The 19,537-nt window shown below is 67.0% G+C and carries 18 protein-coding genes; 8 read left to right on the forward strand and 10 right to left on the reverse strand.

All coding sequences use genetic code 11. The features are described 5' to 3' along the window. Together V7066_RS27860 and V7066_RS27865 are read right to left on the reverse strand one after the other, a co-directional pair. The coding region (locus tag V7066_RS27860; RefSeq protein ID WP_334186180.1) for a hypothetical protein at nucleotides 1-206 on the reverse strand (206 nt) is incomplete at its 3' end. A gap of 19 nt (nucleotides 207-225) precedes the next feature. Next, the gene (locus tag V7066_RS27865; protein WP_334186181.1) at nucleotides 226-765 is read right to left on the reverse strand and encodes a Csu type fimbrial protein; all 540 of its coding nucleotides are present in this window, start codon (nucleotides 763-765) and stop codon (nucleotides 226-228) included. Nucleotides 766-1,361: 596 nt separating this feature from the next. On the opposite strand from V7066_RS27865, the gene V7066_RS27870 reads away from it, so the two are divergent. Continuing rightward, nucleotides 1,362-3,020 carry a methyl-accepting chemotaxis protein gene (locus V7066_RS27870; protein ID WP_334186182.1) on the forward strand — a complete coding sequence of 553 codons (1,659 nt, stop codon included), beginning with the start codon at nucleotides 1,362-1,364 and terminating at the stop codon, nucleotides 3,018-3,020. Between the two features lie 54 nt (nucleotides 3,021-3,074). Here the strand turns inward: V7066_RS27870 and V7066_RS27875 are convergent, their stop codons facing one another. The 3 genes from V7066_RS27875 to V7066_RS27885 all read right to left on the reverse strand — a co-directional run bounded on the left by V7066_RS27875 (nucleotide 3,075) and on the right by V7066_RS27885 (nucleotide 6,083). Continuing rightward, nucleotides 3,075-3,278 carry a hypothetical protein gene (locus tag V7066_RS27875; RefSeq protein ID WP_334186183.1) on the reverse strand — a complete coding sequence of 68 codons (204 nt, stop codon included), beginning with the start codon at nucleotides 3,276-3,278 and terminating at the stop codon, nucleotides 3,075-3,077. A gap of 148 nt (nucleotides 3,279-3,426) precedes the next feature. Next, nucleotides 3,427-4,830 (reverse strand): UdgX family uracil-DNA binding protein, encoded by a 1,404-nt coding sequence (locus V7066_RS27880; RefSeq protein ID WP_334186184.1) that lies wholly within the window; start codon nucleotides 4,828-4,830, stop codon nucleotides 3,427-3,429. A gap of 2 nt (nucleotides 4,831-4,832) precedes the next feature. Then, nucleotides 4,833-6,083 (reverse strand): putative DNA modification/repair radical SAM protein, encoded by a 1,251-nt coding sequence (locus V7066_RS27885; RefSeq protein WP_334186185.1) that lies wholly within the window; start codon nucleotides 6,081-6,083, stop codon nucleotides 4,833-4,835. Nucleotides 6,084-6,224: 141 nt separating this feature from the next. On the opposite strand from V7066_RS27885, the gene V7066_RS27890 reads away from it, so the two are divergent. Further along, nucleotides 6,225-7,115 (forward strand): exonuclease domain-containing protein, encoded by an 891-nt coding sequence (locus V7066_RS27890; RefSeq protein ID WP_334186186.1) that lies wholly within the window; start codon nucleotides 6,225-6,227, stop codon nucleotides 7,113-7,115. On the opposite strand, the gene V7066_RS27895 is transcribed toward V7066_RS27890, so the two are convergent. The 3 genes from V7066_RS27895 to V7066_RS27905 all read right to left on the reverse strand — a co-directional run bounded on the left by V7066_RS27895 (nucleotide 7,063) and on the right by V7066_RS27905 (nucleotide 10,102). Further along, complete coding sequence (locus tag V7066_RS27895) at nucleotides 7,063-7,851, reverse strand: prephenate dehydrogenase (RefSeq protein WP_334186187.1); 789 nt, start codon at nucleotides 7,849-7,851, stop codon at nucleotides 7,063-7,065. The genes V7066_RS27890 and V7066_RS27895 overlap by 53 nt on opposite strands. A gap of 182 nt (nucleotides 7,852-8,033) precedes the next feature. After that, a complete protein-coding gene (locus V7066_RS27900; RefSeq protein ID WP_442947393.1) occupies nucleotides 8,034-9,377 on the reverse strand; it encodes a sensor histidine kinase in 1,344 nt (447 codons plus the stop codon). Between the two features lie 59 nt (nucleotides 9,378-9,436). Next, entirely contained in the window at nucleotides 9,437-10,102 is a 666-nt protein-coding gene (locus V7066_RS27905) for a response regulator transcription factor (protein ID WP_334186189.1), read from the reverse strand. A gap of 99 nt (nucleotides 10,103-10,201) precedes the next feature. Here V7066_RS27905 and V7066_RS27910 point away from each other — a divergent pair, with 99 nt between their 5' ends. The 6 genes from V7066_RS27910 (at nucleotide 10,202) to V7066_RS27935 (ending at nucleotide 17,078) form a co-directional block, all read left to right on the forward strand. After that, on the forward strand, nucleotides 10,202-11,317 hold the full coding sequence (locus V7066_RS27910) for an ABC transporter substrate-binding protein (RefSeq protein WP_334186190.1): 1,116 nt from the start codon (nucleotides 10,202-10,204) through the stop codon (nucleotides 11,315-11,317). Beyond that, nucleotides 11,314-12,786 carry an OprO/OprP family phosphate-selective porin gene (locus V7066_RS27915; protein WP_334186191.1) on the forward strand — a complete coding sequence of 491 codons (1,473 nt, stop codon included), beginning with the start codon at nucleotides 11,314-11,316 and terminating at the stop codon, nucleotides 12,784-12,786. Before V7066_RS27910 ends, V7066_RS27915 begins: the two co-directional genes overlap by 4 nt. 38 nt (nucleotides 12,787-12,824) lie before the next feature. After that, nucleotides 12,825-14,126 carry a CitMHS family transporter gene (locus tag V7066_RS27920; protein ID WP_334186192.1) on the forward strand — a complete coding sequence of 434 codons (1,302 nt, stop codon included), beginning with the start codon at nucleotides 12,825-12,827 and terminating at the stop codon, nucleotides 14,124-14,126. A gap of 191 nt (nucleotides 14,127-14,317) precedes the next feature. Next, entirely contained in the window at nucleotides 14,318-15,364 is a 1,047-nt protein-coding gene (locus V7066_RS27925; protein WP_442947392.1) for an AbrB family transcriptional regulator, read from the forward strand. Further along, a complete protein-coding gene (locus V7066_RS27930) occupies nucleotides 15,361-16,434 on the forward strand; it encodes a biotin carboxylase (RefSeq protein ID WP_334186193.1) in 1,074 nt (357 codons plus the stop codon). Before V7066_RS27925 ends, V7066_RS27930 begins: the two co-directional genes overlap by 4 nt. Next, nucleotides 16,431-17,078 carry a YjbE family putative metal transport protein gene (locus V7066_RS27935; protein WP_334186194.1) on the forward strand — a complete coding sequence of 216 codons (648 nt, stop codon included), beginning with the start codon at nucleotides 16,431-16,433 and terminating at the stop codon, nucleotides 17,076-17,078. Before V7066_RS27930 ends, V7066_RS27935 begins: the two co-directional genes overlap by 4 nt. A gap of 46 nt (nucleotides 17,079-17,124) precedes the next feature. On the opposite strand, the gene epsC is transcribed toward V7066_RS27935, so the two are convergent. Together epsC and V7066_RS27945 are read right to left on the reverse strand one after the other, a co-directional pair. Continuing rightward, nucleotides 17,125-18,138, reverse strand: coding sequence for a serine O-acetyltransferase EpsC (epsC, locus tag V7066_RS27940; protein WP_334186195.1), 1,014 nt, complete (start codon nucleotides 18,136-18,138; stop codon nucleotides 17,125-17,127). 262 nt (nucleotides 18,139-18,400) lie between these two features. Next, nucleotides 18,401-19,537 (reverse strand): methyl-accepting chemotaxis protein (locus V7066_RS27945; RefSeq protein ID WP_334186196.1); only part of this gene is annotated, 1,137 nt, incomplete at its 5' end.

Consider the following 19,537-nt stretch of genomic DNA (forward strand, 5'->3'; position numbering starts at 1 on the left):
CCGATCTGGCCCGCATTGCCGCTGGCGCCCAGTCCGTCGACCAGGCAACCGGGCGTGACTGTCGCGGTGACGTCGAACGTCTGGGAGGTGGCGGCATCGGCGCGCACCGGCAACAATGCCACGGCGATCGCGCCGAAGACGGTCAGGCGGGCGAGGAAGACAGGCGAAACAGGCCTCCTCGCCCCGAGGGGGCGGGCAGCGGTCATGATGGGTGGCGGATATCGCCTAGAGGACGAGAACGACCGTGACGATATCCGTGTAGGTGCCGGGCGAGAGACCTGCCGCCCCGAAGGCGCGGCCATAGACGTTCACCGTCTGCGCGGCCCCGGTGCTGGACAGCGGGATCGTCCCGCCGATCGGGATCACCGTGGTGCGCCCCGCGTCGCTGTAGAGATTGTAGGTGACGAACTGCCCGGCGGTCGTGGTGTTCAGCATCGCACGGACGCCTGTACCCGTGCCGGAACCGTCGTGCTGGCCGGCGCGGAACGAGAGCGAGGGCGTGACGCCGTTGCTGCACTGGATGGTGAAGCCCGTTGCGCCGCTCAATACCTGGGCATCGACTTGCGTGAAGAGCGTATTCTGCGTTCCGAAGTTCAGCGTGCCGAACGTGACGTTGGCGGAGCCGTTGTCGTAGTTCTGGCCATTGATGATGCACCCTGCCTGGAGCGTCAGGGTGGCATTGATGGTTCCGGTGATGTCGGCCTGGGCCGGTGCCGCAAGCAGCAAGGCCACCGACAGACCCGTTGTGGCGAGAATAGTCCTCAACACCTCTGCACCTCTCTTTGCTACCAGCCCGCATTTTCGCGGGGAATTCGCGTGGCTTTTGCAATCCTAATCTGAGTGTTGCTTACGGAGTTCCTTTCGTCTTCGTTGAATTGGCTCCGGAATGAACCCATTGTGCCGCACTCGATTGTGCGGATCTCGGTGGCATCGCAGATTTTATCGAGATATCAGCGGCATGAGGACGGTTCGATATATCTTCAAATCGCCCGGTATTTTACTGCCAAAGCGGACATGCTTCTTGCGACTGCTTCCGCGTCGCATCGAATTTCCGGTGAAAAAATCGAAGGTTAACAAGGCTGGCCGTCGCTGGACGGTTTTGCAGGGCGTGGAGTCGCACTTTGCGGACGTTCCCGCGAACTTTCCGGCAACAATGTTGCAAATTGTTAAAAAACGCCGGTTTTCCGCGGGGCGTGGCCGTCGGGTTCCTATAACGATTGCAACCGCACTCGGCCCGGGAGGATCAGCCCCGGTGCCGGGCTTTGCGGTGCTTTTCTCTCGCCTCCCCCCAATCGAGAACCGCCATGACACGACTTCGTGCCTTCCTGAACAGACAGAATCTATCGACCAAAGTGGCTCTCATGACCGTCGGCGCACTGGTCATGTTGTCGGCCGTGCTCTTCGTCGGCACCCGTTTGTTGCTCGTGCAGGATGCCCGCGCACAGGGCGAGGAACGACTCGATACCAACATGCGCGTGGCCTGGTCCGTGCTCCAGCGGAGCGGGCTTGATTACGCGGTGCGGGACGGCAAGCTCTACGTCGGCGAAACGCCGCTCAACGACGACAATGCCGCGGTCGACCGCATGAAGGAACTGGTCGGCGGCACCGCCACCGTCTTCATGGGCGACATGCGGGTGGCGACCAATGTCCTCAAGGAGGACGGAAGCCGCGCCCTCGGCACCCGGCTCGCCGACGGGCCGGTCAAGGACACCGTGCTCGGCAAGGGCCAGCCCTATCGCGGCGAGGCGGATATCCTGGGCACCCGCTATTTCACCGCCTACGATCCGATCAAGGACCCGAGCGGGCAGGTGATCGGCGTACTTTACGTGGGCGTTTCCGCCGATGAATTCTATCACAATGTCGACAATCTGGGCTGGCACATCCTGCTGCTCGCCGTCGTCGTCGCGGTGATCGCCGCCGCGCTGTGCATGCGCGGTGCCCGCAAGCTCTTCGCGCCGCTGGAAACCGCGAGCGCCACGATGATGCGGCTGGCCAAGGGCGACAACCATACGGAGATCGCCGAAACCGAACGGCCGGACGAAATCGGCGGCATTGCCCGCGCGCTGCTGGTGTTCCGCGATGCCGCCGTCGCCAAGGAAGCCGCCGACCTGGAACAGCGGCAGGTGGTCGAACGCTTGGCCGGAAGCCTGGCGCAGCTTTCCGCCGGAGACCTCACGGCCGAGATCGTTCACGCCTTCCCCGGCACGTATGAAGCCCTGCGGACGAACTACAATTCGGCCCTCACCGAGCTGCGCGGCCTGATCGGGGCTACGGGCGAAAGCACGATTTCAATCCGCGGCAGTTCGTTCGAAATCGCCCAGGCCTCTGAAGACCTTGCCCGCCGGACCGAGGCGAGTGCCGCCAGCCTGGAGCAGAGTTCGGCGGCGCTGCTGGAAATCGACAATGGCCTCAAGGCCGGAGCGACGGCGGCGGCGGAAACCGTCACCCGCGCGGACGAGGCGATCGCCACGGTCGGCGGCGGGCGCGTGGTGGCGGCCGAAGCGGTCGATGCGATGCGCCGCGTTTCGGACAGCGCGACCAATATCGACGGCGTGATCGAGGGTCTCGACAAGATCGCCTTCCAGACCCGCGTGCTCGCCATGAACGCTGCCGTCGAGGCGGGCCGGGCGGGCGAGGCCGGGCGCGGCTTCGCGGTCGTGGCCGATCTCGTCTCGGCGCTGGCCAAGCGTTCGGAAGACGAAGCCCGCAGCGCCCGCGAGCAGCTTACCGTGACCCAGTCGGAAATCGTCGCCGCACTCGGTGCGGTGGAGCGGGTGGACGGGGCTTTCGAGGGAATCGCCGGGGACGTGGCGCAAGTCCATGTCCTGCTTGGCGGCATGGCCCGCAGCAATCGCGCTTCGGCCACGTCGGTCAGCGAGATCACGGCGGCGATCGGTGCGATGAATATCGCGACGCAGCAAAACGCCGCGATGGTGGAGCAGGCGTCCGCCGCTGCGCGCGGATTGACCGAGGAAGTCGACAGGCTGGCCGCGCAGGCCTCGCAGTTCAAGGTCGCCTGAGTCCGTGATGGGCCGGGTGCTTCGGTGCCCGGCTCTTTTCCCGTTCAGGGCCGATCAGAATGCCGCGAGGATCGCCATTTCCGGGCGGGAGCGGCCGATCGTGCAGAGCTTCAGGGCGCCCTCCCAGAGTTCCGCGCTGCGCTTGGCGGCTTCGCGCTGGGCGATGGCGACGGCCCCGGCAATGTCCGGTGCCTTGAATTCGAGTCTTCTGGCGAGGCCGTGTTCGTCCTCGAAGAACCTCAGGGTGTAGACTTTCATGTCGTTCCTCCAGAGGTGCGCGCCGTGTCCGGCCTTCGCACTTGCGGCATGATGGCTAACCCAATTCTCTCCGTTTCGGAGTGATTTGCGTCAAATCGTTGCTTCGAAACGCCGTGTGGATGGCGATTATGCGCTGTCGGGCGAGTCATCAGGCTGCGACCGAGAGACTCGCTGCGGCAATGCGAAGGTCGGCGACGTAACGGGCGAACTCCGCCTCGGCATCCGCTTCGGGCGGCAGGCGGAGCAGATAGCTGGGATGGACCGTCACCCAGCATGGCGTACCGTCGGGCAGGAGGACGGCGCGTCCCCGTTCCTGCCCGATGGCGACGGCGCGGCCGGTCAGTGAGCGCGCGGCGGTTGCCCCCATGGCGATGACGAGGCGCGGCCTGACGATCGCGCGTTCCTGATCCACCCACCAGCGGCAGGCCTCGATTTCGCCGGTGTTCGGCCGGGCATGAAGGCGGCGTTTGCCGCGCGGCTCGAACTTGAAGTGCTTGACGGCATTGGTCACGTAGGCCCGTGCGCGGTCGATTCCGGCTTCGGCCATGGCGCGGTCGAACAGGGCACCGGCGGGGCCGACGAAAGGCCGTCCGGCCAGGTCTTCCTGGTCGCCGGGCTGTTCGCCGACGATCATGATCTCGGCATCGTGGGGGCCTTCGCCGAAGACGGTCTGGGTGGCGGGTTGCCACAGTGGGCAGCGTCGGCAGCCTGCCGCCTCTTCAGCCAGCCGTTCGAGCGCTTCCGGTCCCCGGCCCCGCACGGGGGCGCTGCGGGCCTGATCGATCATGCCCAGTTCGCGCTTGCGGGCACCGGCGATGAGCTGCGGGACCAGCGCGGTTTCCGGCATGTTCTTCCAGTACTTGCGCGGCATTTCCTTGAGCATGGCGCGGGGCATGACCCGCGCCGGATTGAAGATCGCGCTGTAATAGGCCTTCCAGATGCCTTCGACGGGATCGTCGCCGGGGGCATCGGCGCGGGTGGCGGGCGGGCCTTCGTTCAGCACCGCGCCGTCCCAGTGGAGCGATCCGCGCGGGGTCAGGATCGACCAGCGCATGTTAGTGAAGCGATCGACGAAGAACCCGGCATTGGCGCGCAGGATGTGATGTTCCGGTTCGAACCACGCCACGAAGCGAGGGCCTGCGTCGTCGGTCAATTCGCGGAAGCGGACGAAGGCGTGCATCTTGTGGCTGTCGCGCCGGACGTTGCGGGCAAGGCCTTCGATCCGGCGAATGAGCGGATCGGCGCGATCCTCCAGTGCCTGCGGACGGTCCAGCAGCCGCACGAGCAGGGTGTAAAGCAGCGAGAACCGCTCCGGTTCGCTGTGCAGCGCGGCGTCGCGGGCCAGTTCGAGGAATGGCTTCGACACGCGCAGGGGCGTGGCGGTCGGCAGGACCGGGGTTTCGTTACCGGCCGGATCGGCGAACAGGTCGGTCGCGGAGTCGCCGACCTGCCAGACCACTTGCTCCGGCGGTACTCCCTCGATCGCCAGGGCGCGGGCGGCGGCGCGCCAGCCGTCGAAATCGTCCTCGGTTTCGAGGCGGACCGCGCGCATGGTCAGGCCGCGAACAGTTCCAGCTGCCGCGCGGGCGGCGTCAGCAGCGGGCGCAAGTCGGCGCGGTCGAGCAGGGCGGTGGGCCGCCAGTCGGACGTGACGATGAAGGGCCGCAGCTTCTTCACCGAAACGGTCATGCGCGCCACGTCGTCCAGCCGCAGGGTGCGCCAGCGGCGGGCGGCGACGATGGCGTCCACCGCCTTGATGCCGAGGCCGGGAATGCGCAGCAGCATCTCGCGCGGGGCACGGTTGACGTCGACCGGGAAACGGTCGCGGAACTGGAGCGCCCATGCGAGCTTGGGGTCGATGTCGAGCGGCAGCATCCCGGTGGCGGGATCGGCGGCGGCGCTCACTTCCTGCGGCGAATAGTGGTAGAACCGCATGAGCCAGTCCGACTGATAGAGCCGGTGTTCGCGCATCAGTGGCGGGCGGCGCAGCGGCAGCACGGTGCTGGCGTCGGGGATCGGGCTGAACGCCGAATAATAGACGCGCTTGAGGTCGAACCTGTCATAGAGCGAAGCCGCGCGCGACACGATATCGCGGTCGGTGGCGGCATCGGCACCGACGATCATCTGCGTCGATTGCCCGGCGGGGGCGAAGACGGGGGCGGAGCGGAAGCGCTTGCGGGCGTCGGTGCCGTCCTCGATAGCGGCGCGCATCGTGCCCATCGCGCCTTCGATCCGCGCCTGCGACTTCTCGGGCGCGAGGCGCTGGAGGCCGCTGACGGTCGGCAGTTCGACATTGATCGAGATGCGGTCGGCATGACGGCCCGCCGCCTCGACCAGCGCCGGGTCGGCGTCCGGGATCGTCTTCAGGTGGATATAGCCGCGAAAGTCGTGATCCTCGCGCAGGGAGCGGGCCACTTCGACGATCTGCTCCATCGTGTAGTCCGGCGAGCGGATAATGCCGGAGGAGAGGAACAGTCCCTCGATATAGTTGCGGCGGTAGAAATCGAGCGTCAGGTCCACGACTTCCTTCGCCGTGAAGCGCGCGCGCCGCACGTTCGAGGACTTGCGGTTGATGCAGTAGTGGCAATCGAAGATGCAGCTGTTGGTCAGGAGGACCTTGAGCAGGCTGATGCAGCGCCCGTCCGGCGCATAGGCATGGCAGATGCCGCCGCCGCCGAGCGTTGAGCCGATGCCCTTGCCGGCCTTCGAATCGCGTTTCTTCACCCCGGACGAGGAGCACGAGGCATCGTACTTGGCGGCATCCGCCAGAATCGTCAGCTTTTCGGCCACTTCGAGCGCGGGCATTTCGCGAAAACCTTGTTCTTTCGAGTCCGTGTTGAACGCTCAGACTGACCGAAGGCGAACGTCGATGCAATCAAAATGTTCTGCAAATGTTCTTGCGGTTGATGGTCGCGGCGACAGGCCGTGCCTGCTACATCGCCGGCCATGAAACTTCCGGATTCGAATCCGCTTCCTGCCCTGGACCCCGCTTTCCCTTCTGAAGAACCCGACTTCGTCGTGGTGGACGTCGAGACCGCCTGCGCGCGCGTCAGCAGCATCTGCCAGATCGGCATCGTCGGATTCCGGGAGGGGCGCGAGGTCTTCGCCTATGAAACGCTCGTCGATCCCTGTGACGAATTTTCCACCTTCAACATCCGCATCCACGGCATCTCGCCCGAGCATGTCGCGGGCAAGCCGAACTTCGGCCAAATCCATGCCGTGATTGCCGGGCACCTGACCGGGCGCGTCACCGTGGCGCATTCGGGGTTCGACAAGGGCGCACTGGCGGCGGCCTGCCGGATCGGCGGACTGGACCCGATCGAGACGACCTGGCTCGACAGCGTCCGCGTCGCCAAGCGGGCCTGGCCGCAGCTTGCCAGCCACCGGCTCAACGTGCTTTCGCGTCACCTTGGCCTGCGGCACCGGCACCACGACGCGCTCAGCGACGCGCGGGCGGCGGGCATGGTGATCGTGCGCGCGATGGAGGAGACCGGGATCGACCTCAAGGGCTGGATGGCGAAGCCCGACAAGTCCCGCAAGGTGCCCACCGCCGCGGCGCAGGGGCCGCTCAGGGGGCAGCGGGTGGCTATTCTCGGCGAGGCCCGCGACGGTATTCTCGCGCAGTTCCTGGCGGGCGAGGGGGCGCGCATCGTCTCCGGCGTCGGCACCACCACGACGCTGCTGGTCGTCAGTGCGCGGCATAGTCTCGGGCGCTGGGTGACGGCCGAGGCGCAGTATCGCAAGGCCGAGGACCTGCGCCGTGCGGGCGGGCGGATCGAGATCCTTACCGAAGCGGAGCTGCGGACCCGGCTGTCGGGCGCGGGGGTTCCAGGCTGACGCGCACCGCGTCCATTTCCGCGAAGAACAGGCTGCGGGCCTCTGCGGAGAACGGGTTGCTCTCGATGGCGTGGCTGACGCCGGGGGCATCGTGGCGCACCATCTCCACCGCCTGCCGGATCAGGTCGAAGCTGCGCGTGGTGATGCGCGCGGGCAGGGGATCCATGCGGAGCAGGGCCTTGGCGATGAGGTGGGTGAGGCCCTGGGTGAAGGCCGCCTCCCGGTCGTGCTCTTCCGGCGAGGCCAGCACGATCGACAGTCCGAACCGCTTGCGCAGGAAGGCGGCGACGCGCCCGGCGGCACGGCCGCGCAGCGGGCAGATCACCATCTTCAGGCCTTTCGTTCCCGCACGAATGCTCTGCGGGCCGAACATCGGATGGGTGGCGATGAGGTCGACATGCGGCGGCAGTTCCGCGCGAAGGATTTCGGCGGGCTCCACCTTGGTCGAGCAGACATCCATGACGACCGTGCCGGGGCGAAGCAGCGGCGCGATCTCGCGGCAGACTTGTGCCAGCACCGAAAGCGGAACCGCGATCACCACCAGGTCGCAGCGGCAGACCGCCTGAAGATCGGCCATCGTCACGCCCTCCACGGGCGATTCGGTGATGCCGGGATCGGTCGCGAGGACGCGGAACCAGGGCCGCAGATAGCGCGCGGAAAGCTGCCCGAAAGCTCCTAATCCGATGATGCCCAGCGATGGGCCTTGCTGCGACTGACTATGTTCCGGGAAATTCACGACCAGGGGGCCTCTGACTGGGGCTGCCTAACCGTTGGTTTCGCTGGGGAAGAGTTCAACCGCTGGTCACGCAGCGGTTGAGAACGACAAGATACTCACCGCCGATCAGCGGTAGTAATAGCTTCCTGCAAGGGCGAGCATGCTTGTCATGGCCTTGGGGCTAGGCGGCGCGATCGGGCCTGTCAACCGACTTGGCCGAAAGTCACCGTCACCCGCAGGCCCGGCCCGGCATCCTCCAGCACCAGCCGCGCGCCCAATCGCTCGGCCGAGGACTGGACGATCGCAAGGCCGAGGCCGCTGCCGGAAGGACCGTTTTCGCCCTGGAGGCGGGCGAAGCGGGCCATGGCCTGTTCGCGCTGTCCGGCGGGAATGCCGGGGCCGTCGTCGCTGACGATCAGGTGCGTGCCTGCCTCGTCCTTACGCAGGGCAATGGTGACCTTGCCGCCGGGCCGGTTGTAGCGGATCGCATTGTCGACGAGGTTCGAGAGCATCTCGTAGACCAGCGAGCGATGGCCCAGTACCTGAAATTCGGGCCCCGGAAATTGGGAATTTTCCTCGCTGTCGAGCAGGAGTTCGACATCGGCCTCGATCGCCTGGCGGATGCGGCGGGAGATCGCCCGGCGGCTGACTTCCACCAGATCGACCTGCTCCAGCGGCGGCAGCGTTCCCGCCTCGTCGGCGCGGGCGAGCGTCAGGAGCTGGGTGAGCAGACGTTCGAGACGGTCGGTAGCCTCGTCGATCTCCTGAAGCGCTTCGTCCGAGCCGCGCCGGGCCAGCGCGACCTGCACTTTCAGCACCGAGAGCGGCGTGCGCATCTGGTGCGAGGCATCGGCGGTGAAGCGGCGCATGGCGCTGGTGGCATCGTCGAGCCGGGTCAGCAGACGGTCGAACGAGCGCGACAGCGGTTGCAGTTCTGCGGGCAGGGGGCCGGTGCGCAGTGGCGAGAGGTCCGGCGCGGCGCGGGTGTCGCGCGCCTCGATGGCGGCGCGCAGTTCGGCGAGCGGGCGCAGGCTCCAGCCCAGCGCCGGGCGGATCAGTGCGAGCGCGAAGCCGACCAGCACCACTTCGCCCAGCAACAGGGCCGTCATCAGCCGCTGGCGCAGGGCATTGCGGTTGTCGAGCGTCTCGGCCACCTGCACCACCACCGGCGCTTGCACGCGCGGCAGGTCTCGCCGCACTTCGCCGATGCGAATGCGCTGGCCGCGATATTCGGCATAGCGAAAACGCGGCTCCTCGGTGGACAGGCTCGCAAGGTCGGGCGCGGGCAGGTCGGCGTAGCCGGTCAGCAGTTCGTTGCCCACGGCGATGCGGTAGTAGACATTGTCGCGCTCGGAATTCTCCAGCATGCCGAAGGCGGCGGGCGGCAGGTCCAGGGTGACGTCGCCGCGCTCCACCTGCACGGTCTCGGCAATGGCGCCCAGCGCGCCGCCCAGCACGCGGTCGTTGGTGCGGCGCACGACATCGGAGATCAGCGCCCAGCCGATCACGCCCAGCGCCAGTGCCGCGATCACCAGCGGACCCAGCATCGCGATGCCGAGCCGGCGGCGCAGCGAAAGCGCTCGTTTGGTCGTGTCCTCGGCGGCCGTCACGAACGGTCGAGCATGTAGCCGACCCCGCGCACGGTGCGGATCGCCGGGCCGTCCGGCGCCAGCTTGCTGCGCAGGCGGGTGACGTTGACTTCCAGCGCATTGGAACCGACCGGATCGTCGAAGCCGAAGACTTCGGCCTGCAAGGTCTCGCGCGAGACGATCTGCCCGGCGCGCGCGGCCAGCGCTTCCAGCACGGCCCATTCGCGGCGGCGCAGTTCGATCAGGCGTTCCCCCACTTCGACGCGCCCGGTGGAGCGGTTGATGGTCATCGCACCGATCCGCATTTCCGGCGCGGCATCGCCGCCTCGCCGCCGTCCGAGCGCGCGGACGCGGGCTTCCAGTTCCTCGACGTCGAAAGGCTTGCGCAAGTAGTCGTCGGCGCCGAGGTCCAGCCCCCGCACCCGGTCGTCGAGGCCGTCGCGGGCGGTGAGCATCAGCACCTGCACCTGATCGCCGCGCGCCCGCAGCCGGGCCAGCACTTCGAATCCGTCGATATCGGGCAGGCCGACGTCGAGAATCACCAGCGAGTAAGGCTCCGTCGCCGCCACCGAAAGCGCGTCCTCGCCGCTGGCGACATGGTCGATCGCGTGGCCCGCCGCGCGCAGCAGAGAGATTACCCCGCGCGCGAGCGGGGCGTCATCCTCGACGATCAGGATGCGCATGACGGCACTTTTCGGTGAAAGGTGGATGACAGCTTCGGATCGTAGGACATGTCTGACAGCTTATCCGACATCAGATGCGGAAAGCGAGAGGATACGGGAATGCGCAGCTTCATCACGGTTCTGGCACTTGCAGCGACAGTCGCGTTTCCCGCGATGACCGCGCCTGCCGATGCCCAGCGCCCGAGCCGGCCGATACAGCGTCCGGCGGGCTACCCGCGTTCCTACGACAGCCTCATTGCCGATGCCCGCACCGAAGGCACCGTGCGCATCTATGCCAATGCCGACAAGGCGGAGATGGTGCCGGTGGTCTCGGCCTTCCGGCGGCTCTATCCGGGCATCCAGGTGCTCTATGCCGATCTCGGTTCGGCGGAACTCTACCGTCGCTACACGCAGGAAGTCCGTTCGAAGACCTACTCTGCGGATATCGTCTGGTCTTCGGCGATGGACCAGCAGGTCAAGCTCATCAACGACGGCTATGCGCAGCAATATGCCAGCCCCGAGAAGCCCGCGCTGCCGGAAACGGCGGTGTGGAAGAACATGGGCTTCGGCGTCACGGCCGAGCCGATCGGGATCGTCTACAACAAGAAGCTGGTTCCGGCGGCGCAAGTGCCGCAGAGCCACCAGCAGCTTGAGCAGCTTCTGCGCCATCGCCGCGCCGCGTTCATCGGCAAGGTCGCGACTTTCGACCCGGCGCGTTCGAACGTGGGCTATCTCTACCTTTCGCAGGATTTCCAGATCACCCGCGACACCCGCAGCCTCGTCGAGGCCATGGCGGCGACACGGCCGGTGCTGCTTACCCACACCGAGGAGATGCTTCAGGGCGTCGCCTCGGGCAAGCTGGCCATGGCCTACAACGTGATCGGTTCCTACGCGCTGGAACGGGCGCGGCGCGATCCGAACATCGGCGTCGTTTTTCCGCGCGACTACACCATCGTCACCTCGCGCATCGCCTTCATCTCTCGCGAGGCGCGCCATCCGGCCGCTGCGCGGCTGTTCCTCGACTTCCTTCTCTCCCGCGCCGGGCAGGCCCAGCTCGCCCGCCACAGTCTCTGGCCGGTGCGCACCGACGTGCCCGCCTCCCACCGCCTTCCTGCGGGACAGGCGCGCGCCGTGCGCGTCGGCCCGCAGCTTCTCGTCAATCTCGATCGCCTGACCCGTCAGCGCTTCCTGCGCGACTGGAACGCGATCCTCGCCTCCGGACACAAGACTCCATGAAGATGTTTGCATCGGGCACTGCGCTCGTCGCCCTGATCGCGGCGACTCCGGCGCTGGCCCAGGAACCGACGAAGGAAGACCTCGCCGAACTCGTGCGTGCGCAGGCTGCGGAGATCGCCTCGCTACGCCAGCGGGTGGAGAAGCTGGAGGCCGGGCAATCGGCTCCGGTCATGGCTGCGGCTCCGCAAGCGCCTGCCGCTGCATCGGAACCTGCCCCGCAAGTCGTGGTGACGCAGCCTTACGCACCGCAGCTCGTCCCGCCCGGCCCGGCCGAGCGCGACATCGAGCGCGTGCGCGCCGCCGCCGTCTCGGCCTCCGGCGTGAGCACGGAATGGGGTGCGGGCCTGCCGGTGTTCCACTCCGCAGACGGCATGTTCAGCTTCAAGCCGCGCGGGCGCATCATCACCGATGTCAGCACCAGCACGGGTTCGAAGTACAGCGGCCGCAACCTCACCACCACCGGCATGCGGGCGCTGCGCATGGGCCTGGAAGGCACGGTCGGCACCCACTTCTTCTACCAGTTCGAAAGCGACTTCTCCGAGAACGAAGTCGATGTCGTCACCGCCTTCATGGGTTGGCGCAACCGCATCGCGCCGGGCATGGACTACGACGTGCGCGTCGGCCACTTGTTCAACGACCGCAGCTTCGAAGGCTCGACGGGTTCGGACTCGACCCCCTTTACCGAGCGTTCGGTGGTCGCCACCGCGATCATCCCGCAGCGGGCCTTCTACGGCCTCGGTGTGATGCCGCGCCTGTTCTGGAAGACCGGCCACGCCTCGCTGACCCTGACCGGCGACCGTATCGACGGCGACCAGTCCACCTCGGATAACCGCACCGTGCTCGCCCGCGCGCACTGGAATCCGATCAAGTCCGACCGTCAGGTGCTGCACCTCGGCGTGTGGGGCTTCGACGAGATGCTCCACCCCGGCAAGAACACGCTGACGCGCAATACGGTGATCGGCGGGCGCTTCAACGGCGCGCTCAGGCTTTCCACCGGCACGCTCATCGGCGGCACCGGCACCACCGGCTACGGCGTGGAACTGGGCGGCTATTCCGGCCCGCTCTGGATCATGGGCGAAGCGGGCGAGCGCCACGCGCGGCTCGACAACGGCCGCCCCGATTTCGTCACCCGCGCCTGGAGCGTTTCGGGCGGCTGGTTCCTCACCGGGGATCTGCCTCCCTACAACCCGCGCCTCGGCAGCTTCGGCCAGCCCAAGGTGCTGCGCCCGGTCTTCGAAGGCGGCCCCGGCGCGATCGAGCTGACCGCGCGCTATGAGAATCTCGAATTCGACGACATCGTCACCCCCGCCCAGGGCTGGGCGGCGACGCTGGGCGTGAACTGGTATCTCAACAGTTTCACGCGCTTCCAGCTCAACGCGATCCACTGGAACACGCAGAACACCGCCGGTGCCTATACCGGCAAGGACGACGGCCAGACCCTCACCGCCCGCGTCGGCGTGACCTTCTGAGCCTTTCATAAATCCATGACAGACATTCGGGGACAATCATGAGTCTCGCCCTTATCGGCTTCCTGATGGTGGCCACTTTCATGACGCTCATCATGACCAAGCGGATGACTCCGCTGGTCGCGCTGGTCGTCGTGCCCACGCTGTTCGCGCTGCTCGCCGGTTTCCATGCCGGGCTTGGCGACATGATGATCGAGGGCCTGACCAAGCTTGCGCCCACCGGCGTCATGCTGCTCTTCGCGATCCTGTTCTTCAGCACGATGACCGATACCGGGCTGTTCGATCCGCTGGTCGGCCGGTTGATACGGCTGGTCCACGGCGATCCGATGCTGATCCTGATCGGTTCGGTGGTGCTCTGCGCGCTCGTCAGCCTCGATGGCGACGGATCGACGACTTACATCATCACGATGGCCGCCATGCTGCCGCTCTACAAGCGTTACGATATGAACCGGCTCTACCTCGTCTGCCTGCTGATGGTGACGAGCGGGGTGATGAACCTGACGCCATGGGGCGGCCCGACCGCACGTGCGGCCAGTGCGCTGAAGCTCGATCCCTCGACGCTGTTCGTGCCGCTGATTCCGGGTATGGTCGCGGGTCTCGCCTTCCTGATCCTGCTGGCGATCCATTTCGGCCGCAAGGAACGCCGCCGCATCGGCCGCGTCGAAGCCGCGACGCCCAGGGAACTGGCCGACTTTGCCGTCTCGCAGTGGCCCGAGGCGCGCCGTCCCAGGATGATCTGGTTCAACGCCGCGCTCGTCGTCGCGCTGCTGGTGCTGCTGGTCTGGGGCGTGCTGCCGCTGCCGATCCTGATGATGCTGGCCTTCGCCATTTCGATGATCGCCAACTACCCCCACGTGAAGGAGCAGAAGGAGCGCATCGGCGCGCACGCGGGTAATGTGCTGGCGGTGGTCTCGCTGATCTTCGCGGCGGGCATCTTCACCGGCATCCTCTCGGGCACCGGCATGGTCGAGGCGATGAGCCGCGAGGTGGTGAACTTCATCCCGCCGTTCCTCGGCCCTTACATGGCGCCGATCACCGCGCTCATCAGCCTGCCGGGCACGTTCTTCATCTCCAACGACGCGTTCTATTTCGGCATGCTGCCGATCCTCGCGGAAGCGGGCGCGCATTACGGCGTGGAGCCCATGGCCATCGCCCGCGCCTCGCTGATGGGTCAGCCGGTTCACCTGCTCAGCCCGCTGGTGCCTTCGACTTATCTGCTGGTCAGCCTTGCGGGCGTGGACCTTGCCGACCACCAGCGCTTCACGCTGGTTCCGGCGGCACTCTGCTGTCTGGTCATGACTGTCGTGGGGATGCTGGTGCTGGCCTTCCCGTTCGTGGGGTGACGCGGTGACGTTCGCCCTCCTCTCCTGCGGCCCCACACTCCGTCATCCTGAACTTGTTTCAGGATCCATCGGGCCGTCATGGCCGGAGCGTTGGACAGTAAACCGCAGATGCCGCAAGCGCCCCAACCCTCCGGTTGAGGCCGAGGAATGGATCCTGAAACAAGTTCAGGATGACGGAGAAGGCGCAGGCCTTGGCTGATACCCGCATGATCCTGCGCTTCCTTGCCGCGCTCGCCCTCGGCGCGGCGGGCGGCGCCGCGTTCTGGTCGATCGGCGCGCCGCTGCCCTGGGTGCTCGGCGCTATGACCGCCTGCGCGGCGGGAAGCATTGCCGGTCTGCCCATCGCCGCCTCGGCCGCCACCCGCCGCCCGATGTCGGCGGTGATCGGCGTGGTGCTCGGCAGCGCGTTCCATCCCGGCCTGCTCGCACAGGCGGCGGAGTGGATCGTGCCCATCGCGCTGCTGCCGCTGTTCCTCGCCAGCGCGGCGTTTCTTTGCGTTGTCTATTTCCGCCGCGTCGCCCGCTTCGACCCGCCGACCGCCTATTTCGCCGGAATGCCCGGCGGCATTGCCGAAATGGTGCTGATGGGCGCCGAGCGCGGCGCGGACGAGCGCATGGTCGGCCTGATCCATGGCGCGCGCATCTTCCTCGTCGTGTTCATCCTGCCGTTCCTGATCCGCGCCTTCGAGGCGGACGTCCACGCGCCGCCGCTCGCCGCGCCCTTGTTGACAGAAGCGACCGGCTGGCCGCTGCTGCTCTGGGGCCTCGGCTGCGTGATCGTCGGCAGCGCGATCGGCCGCGCGCTGCGCCTGCCGGCGTGGCACCTGATGGGGCCGCTCTTCGTCAGCGCGCTGGTGCATCTGACCGGCCTTTCCGACTTCCACATCCCGGCCTGGGCCATCGCCGCCGCGCAAGTGGGCCTCGGCGCCACCATCGGCTGCCGCTTCGTCGGGCTGGACCTCAAGACACTGGGCCGCACGCTGCTGCTGGCGGCGGGATCGACGGCGATCCTGCTGGTCATAACCTTCGTCTGGGCCTTTGCGATCGGTTGGGCTACGGGGCTCAACCCGGCGCTCGTCGCGCTGGCCTATTCGCCCGGAGGGGTGGCGGAAATGAGCATGGTCGCCCTCAGTCTCTCGCTGGAGGCGGGCTTCGTCATCGTCCACCACCTCGTGCGCGTGATGTTGGTCATCGTCGGCGCGCCGCTTTCGTTTCGTATCATGGGAGCCCCCCGATGACCCCGCCCGATCCCCGCGAACAGACTATCGCCTTGCTCTATCAGGCGCTCGAACCGCCGGTGATCGACGGCGCGCGCAAGGAGGCCAAGCCGGGTGGCTATTCCGACAGCGGGGCGGACATCGGCGTCGCCCTGCTGGCGGCGGGCTGCACGCTGGCGACGCCGGTGGCCGATCCCGATCCTACCCGCGTCTTCGACTGGGTCTGGCCTGATACCGAGCAGGGCATCGCTGCCGCTCTGGAGGCTGGCGCGACCTTGCTCTGGGCCAATACCGTGGTCTTCGAAGGCCACCCGATCGAGGCCGCCAGCCGCAAAGCCTGGATCGTCGGTCCCGACCCGCAGGCCATGCAGGAAATCGACGACAAGGCGGCCACCAATGCGCGCCTGCTGGCGGCAGGCCTGCCGGTCGCGCGTTCGTGGCTGATCGACGGCGACGGCGATATCGATGCCCAGCTCGCGCCTTTCGCGGCTAAAGTGCCGATCGTGGTCAAGCCGCTGCGCGGGCGTGGCAGCCAGGGCGTAGGCGTCGCCCGCACCCGTGAGCAACTCTTCGAGCAGGTCCGCGATCTCGCGGAAAGCCGCCGCTTCGGCGCGGCGATCATGCTGGAACAGTTCCTGCCGGGGCAGGAAATCACCATCACCGTCATGCCCGCCGCCTGCCGGGACGGCGCTACCACGCCTTTCGCGCTGCCGCCGGTGCGCCGCTTCGACCAGATCGGCGACGTCGCGTCCTATAACGGCGATGTGCCGGTCAGCCGCAACAGCGCGGCGATGACGCCCGGGCAATGCGCCGATCCCGCCATCGTCGCGGTTGTCGCAGCCTGCGAGCAAGCCGCCGCGCTCCTCGAAATACGCTCGCCGATGCGGATCGACTGCCGCGCCGACGGCGAGGGCACCTATTTCCTCTTCGACGTCAATGCCAAGCCCAACCTGACCGGATCCGGCAGGCCGGGCCGCGAGGACGAAGACAGCCTTTCCACCATCGCTGCGGCCGCAATCGGCTGGAGCTATCCCGACTTTCTCGTGGCGACCGCTCGCGGCGCCTGGACCAACAGGAACCTTTCCGCATGACCGACTTGTGGCAGCACATCGTTGCCGATTTCTCCAACCTCGGCTCGCCCGCCGCGCTCGCCGCCTTCGGGCAGGTCGTGCTGATCGACGTGATGCTGGCGGCCGACAACGCCATCGTCGTCGGCGCGCTGGCGGCCGGACTGCCTGCTGCGATGCGCCGCAAGGTCATCTTGATCGGCGTGCTCGCCGCGCTGGTCCTGCGCATCGCCTTCGCGCTTGTCGTGACGCAGCTGATGCAGCTTGTCGGCCTGGTCTTTGCTGGCGGATTGCTGCTCGTCTGGGTGGCGTGGAAGATGTGGCGCGAACTGCGCGAGGACGTCGGCGGTGAGGACGACCCCGTATCCAAGGCGGCGCCGCGCTCCTTCGCCGCTGCCGCATGGGCTGTAGCTGTAGCCGATATCAGCATGAGCCTCGACAACGTGCTCGCCGTGGCCGGTGCCGCGCGCGACCACCCCGGCATTCTCGCCATCGGTCTGATCCTCTCGGTCGCCCTGATGGGTCTTGCCGCCAATGTGCTGGCCCGCGTGATCGAGCGCTATCGCTGGATCGCCTATGTCGGCCTGATGGTCATCCTCTACGTGGCCGGAAAGATGATCTGGGAAGGCCTCGTCGACCCCTCGCGCGGCATCCTCACGCTGTTCTGATTTGCTTGGGGAATGCCCGAAAGGGCATTTCCCAAACAAACACAATTCAGTTGAGCGGTCCTGGCGGCGGGACCGCGTTCCCCGTCTGGCTATTGGTGACGACCGCGCGCGCCTGCGAGACTCGGCTGTAGGGCGGCACGCTATGGGTCAGCCAGACATTGCCGCCGATCTCCGAACCCTTGCCGATGGTCACGCGCCCCAGGATGGTCGCGGCGGCGTAGATCACCACGTCGTCCTCGACGATGGGATGGCGCGGCTGTGCCCGGACGATGGCGCCCGCGCTTTCGCCCGAATCCCTGGCGGCGGCGTCCTTCGCGCCCAGCGTGACGCCCTGGTAGAGGCGCACGTTGTCCCCGACGATCGCGGTTTCCCCCACCACGACGCCGGTGCCGTGGTCGATGAAGAAGCCGCGCCCGATTCTGGCCGCGGGATGGATGTCGATTCCGGTGCTGCCATGGGCGATTTCCGACAGGATGCGCGCCACCAGCGGGGCGCCAAGCCCGAGCAGGACGTGGGCCAGCCGGTGGTGGATGATCGCCAGCAGTCCGGGGTAGCAGATCAGCACTTCGTCCAGACTGCGCGCAGCCGGATCGCCGCGATAGGTCGCCTCGATATCGAGATCCAGCAGCCTGCGGATTTCCGGCAGTTGGCGGGAAAATTCGAGGACGATGGCGTTTGCGCGCCGCTCGGCGGCGGAAGTCTGTTCGCCCGCGCCGTAGAGCAGTTCCAGCCGCACTTGCGCCTGCAACCGGCTCAGCGCGATTTGCAGGGACTGGGTGACGAAAGTCTCTTCGTTGTGCGCCCGCACGAAGTCCGGGCCGAGCCTGAGCGGAAACAGGGCGCCGCAGAGTTCCTCGGCCACTTTCGCCAGCCGCACGCGCGAGGGGAAGCCCTCGACGCCGTATTCTGCGTGCTGCATATTGGCCGTGCGCCAGTCGCGCCGGATTTCCGACAGTTCGCGGACTATGCCTTCGACGTTCCAGAAATCGTCTGTCGCGGCGGTAGCCGCTTCCACGTCTTCAAGATCGGCTTCATCAAGATCGCCGGTGGGGTTCGGCATCGTTTTCACCTCTTTAATGAGGGATCACGAAGCTTGGCGTTGTCGCCCCAGCATCGCGCGCTTTAGCCGTTGGTAACGCGGAGCAAGCTGCATCCCGATCAAAAGCCGCGTCTGGCTTTTATTCCGGCATAGGAGAAAGCCGTCAAGCAAGCCGATCCGAAATGGCGATAGAAAATCTGGCGGCGGCGAAAGGGAACATTGACGGCAAAGAAAAAGCCGCCCGGGACAGGGCGGCTTTTCCGTTTGGCCTTGGCAGAGGAACTTAGAAGTCCATCCAGTCGTCGGCGGTGGTGAGCGCCTTCATCGGCTTGCGGATCGGTGCCGGTTCTGCCGGAGCGAACGAGGCCGAGGCCGGAGCCGGAGCCGGACGCAGGGCAGGGCGCGAGATCGAGCCGCGCAGGCCTTCGTTGCCGGTGCGGAACATCGCGGCGCGGTCCGACAGCGAGGTAACTTCGCTGTTGAGGTTGCGCGCGGCGGCCGAGGTTTCCTCGACCATTGCGGCGTTCTGCTGGGTGGCCTGGTCCATCGTGCCGATCGTCGCGCTGATCTCGGTGATCGTCGAGGACTGCGCCTGGTTGTCGCCGGCGATGTCGCGGAGCAGGGTGTGCACTTCGGTCACGTCGCCCGAGATGTTCTGCAGGGCGCCGTCGACGCGCTGCACCGCCTCGACCGCCGTGCCGATGTCGGTCTGGGTCGCGGTGAGCTGCTCGCGGGCACGCTTGGCTTCCTCTTCCGAGCGCATCGCCAGTGCCGAAACCAGGTCCGCCACGACCGCGAAACCGCGACCGGCATCCCCGGCCCGGCCCGCCTCGACGGCGGCGTTCATCGCGAGGACGCGGGTCTGGAAGGCGATCTTGTCGAGGCCTTCGATCACCGAGTCGATGCCCTTGGCGCTCTCGGAGACGCGGCCCATCGCCTGAACCGCCTCGTCGGCGATCTCGCGGCCCGAACCGACCACGGTCATCGCGCCGTCGGCACGCTGCACGGTGCGACCGGCGGCGGCGGCGGTGGCGCGCAGGCGCTCGTCCATCTGGGTGATCGCGGCCGAAGTCTCTTCAAGGCTGGCGGCGTTGCTCTCGGTGCGGCGGGCGAGGTCTTCGGAGGCCTGGGCGATCTCGCCGGAGCCGGTGCGGATGGCGACGGCGCTTTCGGCGACCGCGCCGATCAGTTCGCGCAGGGCGCCGACGGCCATGTTGAAGTTGTTCTTGAGCTCGCCGTAGGCGGGCGGGAACTCGGCGGTGATGTTCTGGGTGAGGTCGCCTTCGCTGATCGCCTGGAGGCTGGAGCGCAGGGTCGCGGTGACGACTTCCTGTTCACGCGCGTGCTGGGCGTCGATCTCGGCGCGGGCGGCGGCGGCCACGCGGAACTGCTCGACGGCTTCGGCGATCTCGCCGATTTC

The organism is Novosphingobium sp. (assembly GCF_036820275.1).
Taxonomy (GTDB): domain Bacteria; phylum Pseudomonadota; class Alphaproteobacteria; order Sphingomonadales; family Sphingomonadaceae; genus Novosphingobium.

What these genes read in the sequence shown, in the direction of transcription:
- V7066_RS27885 (WP_334186185.1), bottom strand. Translation starts at nt 6,083, where the DNA reads ATGCCCGCGCTCGAAGTGGCCGAAAAGCTGACGATTCTGGCGGATGCC.
- V7066_RS27920 (WP_334186192.1), top strand. Translation starts at nt 12,825, where the DNA reads ATGAGTCTCGCCCTTATCGGCTTCCTGATGGTGGCCACTTTCATGACG.
- V7066_RS27915 (WP_334186191.1), top strand. Translation starts at nt 11,314, where the DNA reads ATGAAGATGTTTGCATCGGGCACTGCGCTCGTCGCCCTGATCGCGGCG.
- epsC (WP_334186195.1), bottom strand. Translation starts at nt 18,138, where the DNA reads ATGCCGAACCCCACCGGCGATCTTGATGAAGCCGATCTTGAAGACGTG.
- V7066_RS27890 (WP_334186186.1), top strand. Translation starts at nt 6,225, where the DNA reads ATGAAACTTCCGGATTCGAATCCGCTTCCTGCCCTGGACCCCGCTTTC.
- V7066_RS27905 (WP_334186189.1), bottom strand. Translation starts at nt 10,102, where the DNA reads ATGCGCATCCTGATCGTCGAGGATGACGCCCCGCTCGCGCGCGGGGTA.
- V7066_RS27880 (WP_334186184.1), bottom strand. Translation starts at nt 4,830, where the DNA reads ATGCGCGCGGTCCGCCTCGAAACCGAGGACGATTTCGACGGCTGGCGC.
- V7066_RS27935 (WP_334186194.1), top strand. Translation starts at nt 16,431, where the DNA reads ATGACCGACTTGTGGCAGCACATCGTTGCCGATTTCTCCAACCTCGGC.
- V7066_RS27875 (WP_334186183.1), bottom strand. Translation starts at nt 3,278, where the DNA reads ATGAAAGTCTACACCCTGAGGTTCTTCGAGGACGAACACGGCCTCGCC.
- V7066_RS27910 (WP_334186190.1), top strand. Translation starts at nt 10,202, where the DNA reads ATGCGCAGCTTCATCACGGTTCTGGCACTTGCAGCGACAGTCGCGTTT.
- V7066_RS27900 (WP_442947393.1), bottom strand. Translation starts at nt 9,377, where the DNA reads ATGCTGGGTCCGCTGGTGATCGCGGCACTGGCGCTGGGCGTGATCGGC.
- V7066_RS27870 (WP_334186182.1), top strand. Translation starts at nt 1,362, where the DNA reads ATGACCGTCGGCGCACTGGTCATGTTGTCGGCCGTGCTCTTCGTCGGC.
- V7066_RS27930 (WP_334186193.1), top strand. Translation starts at nt 15,361, where the DNA reads ATGACCCCGCCCGATCCCCGCGAACAGACTATCGCCTTGCTCTATCAG.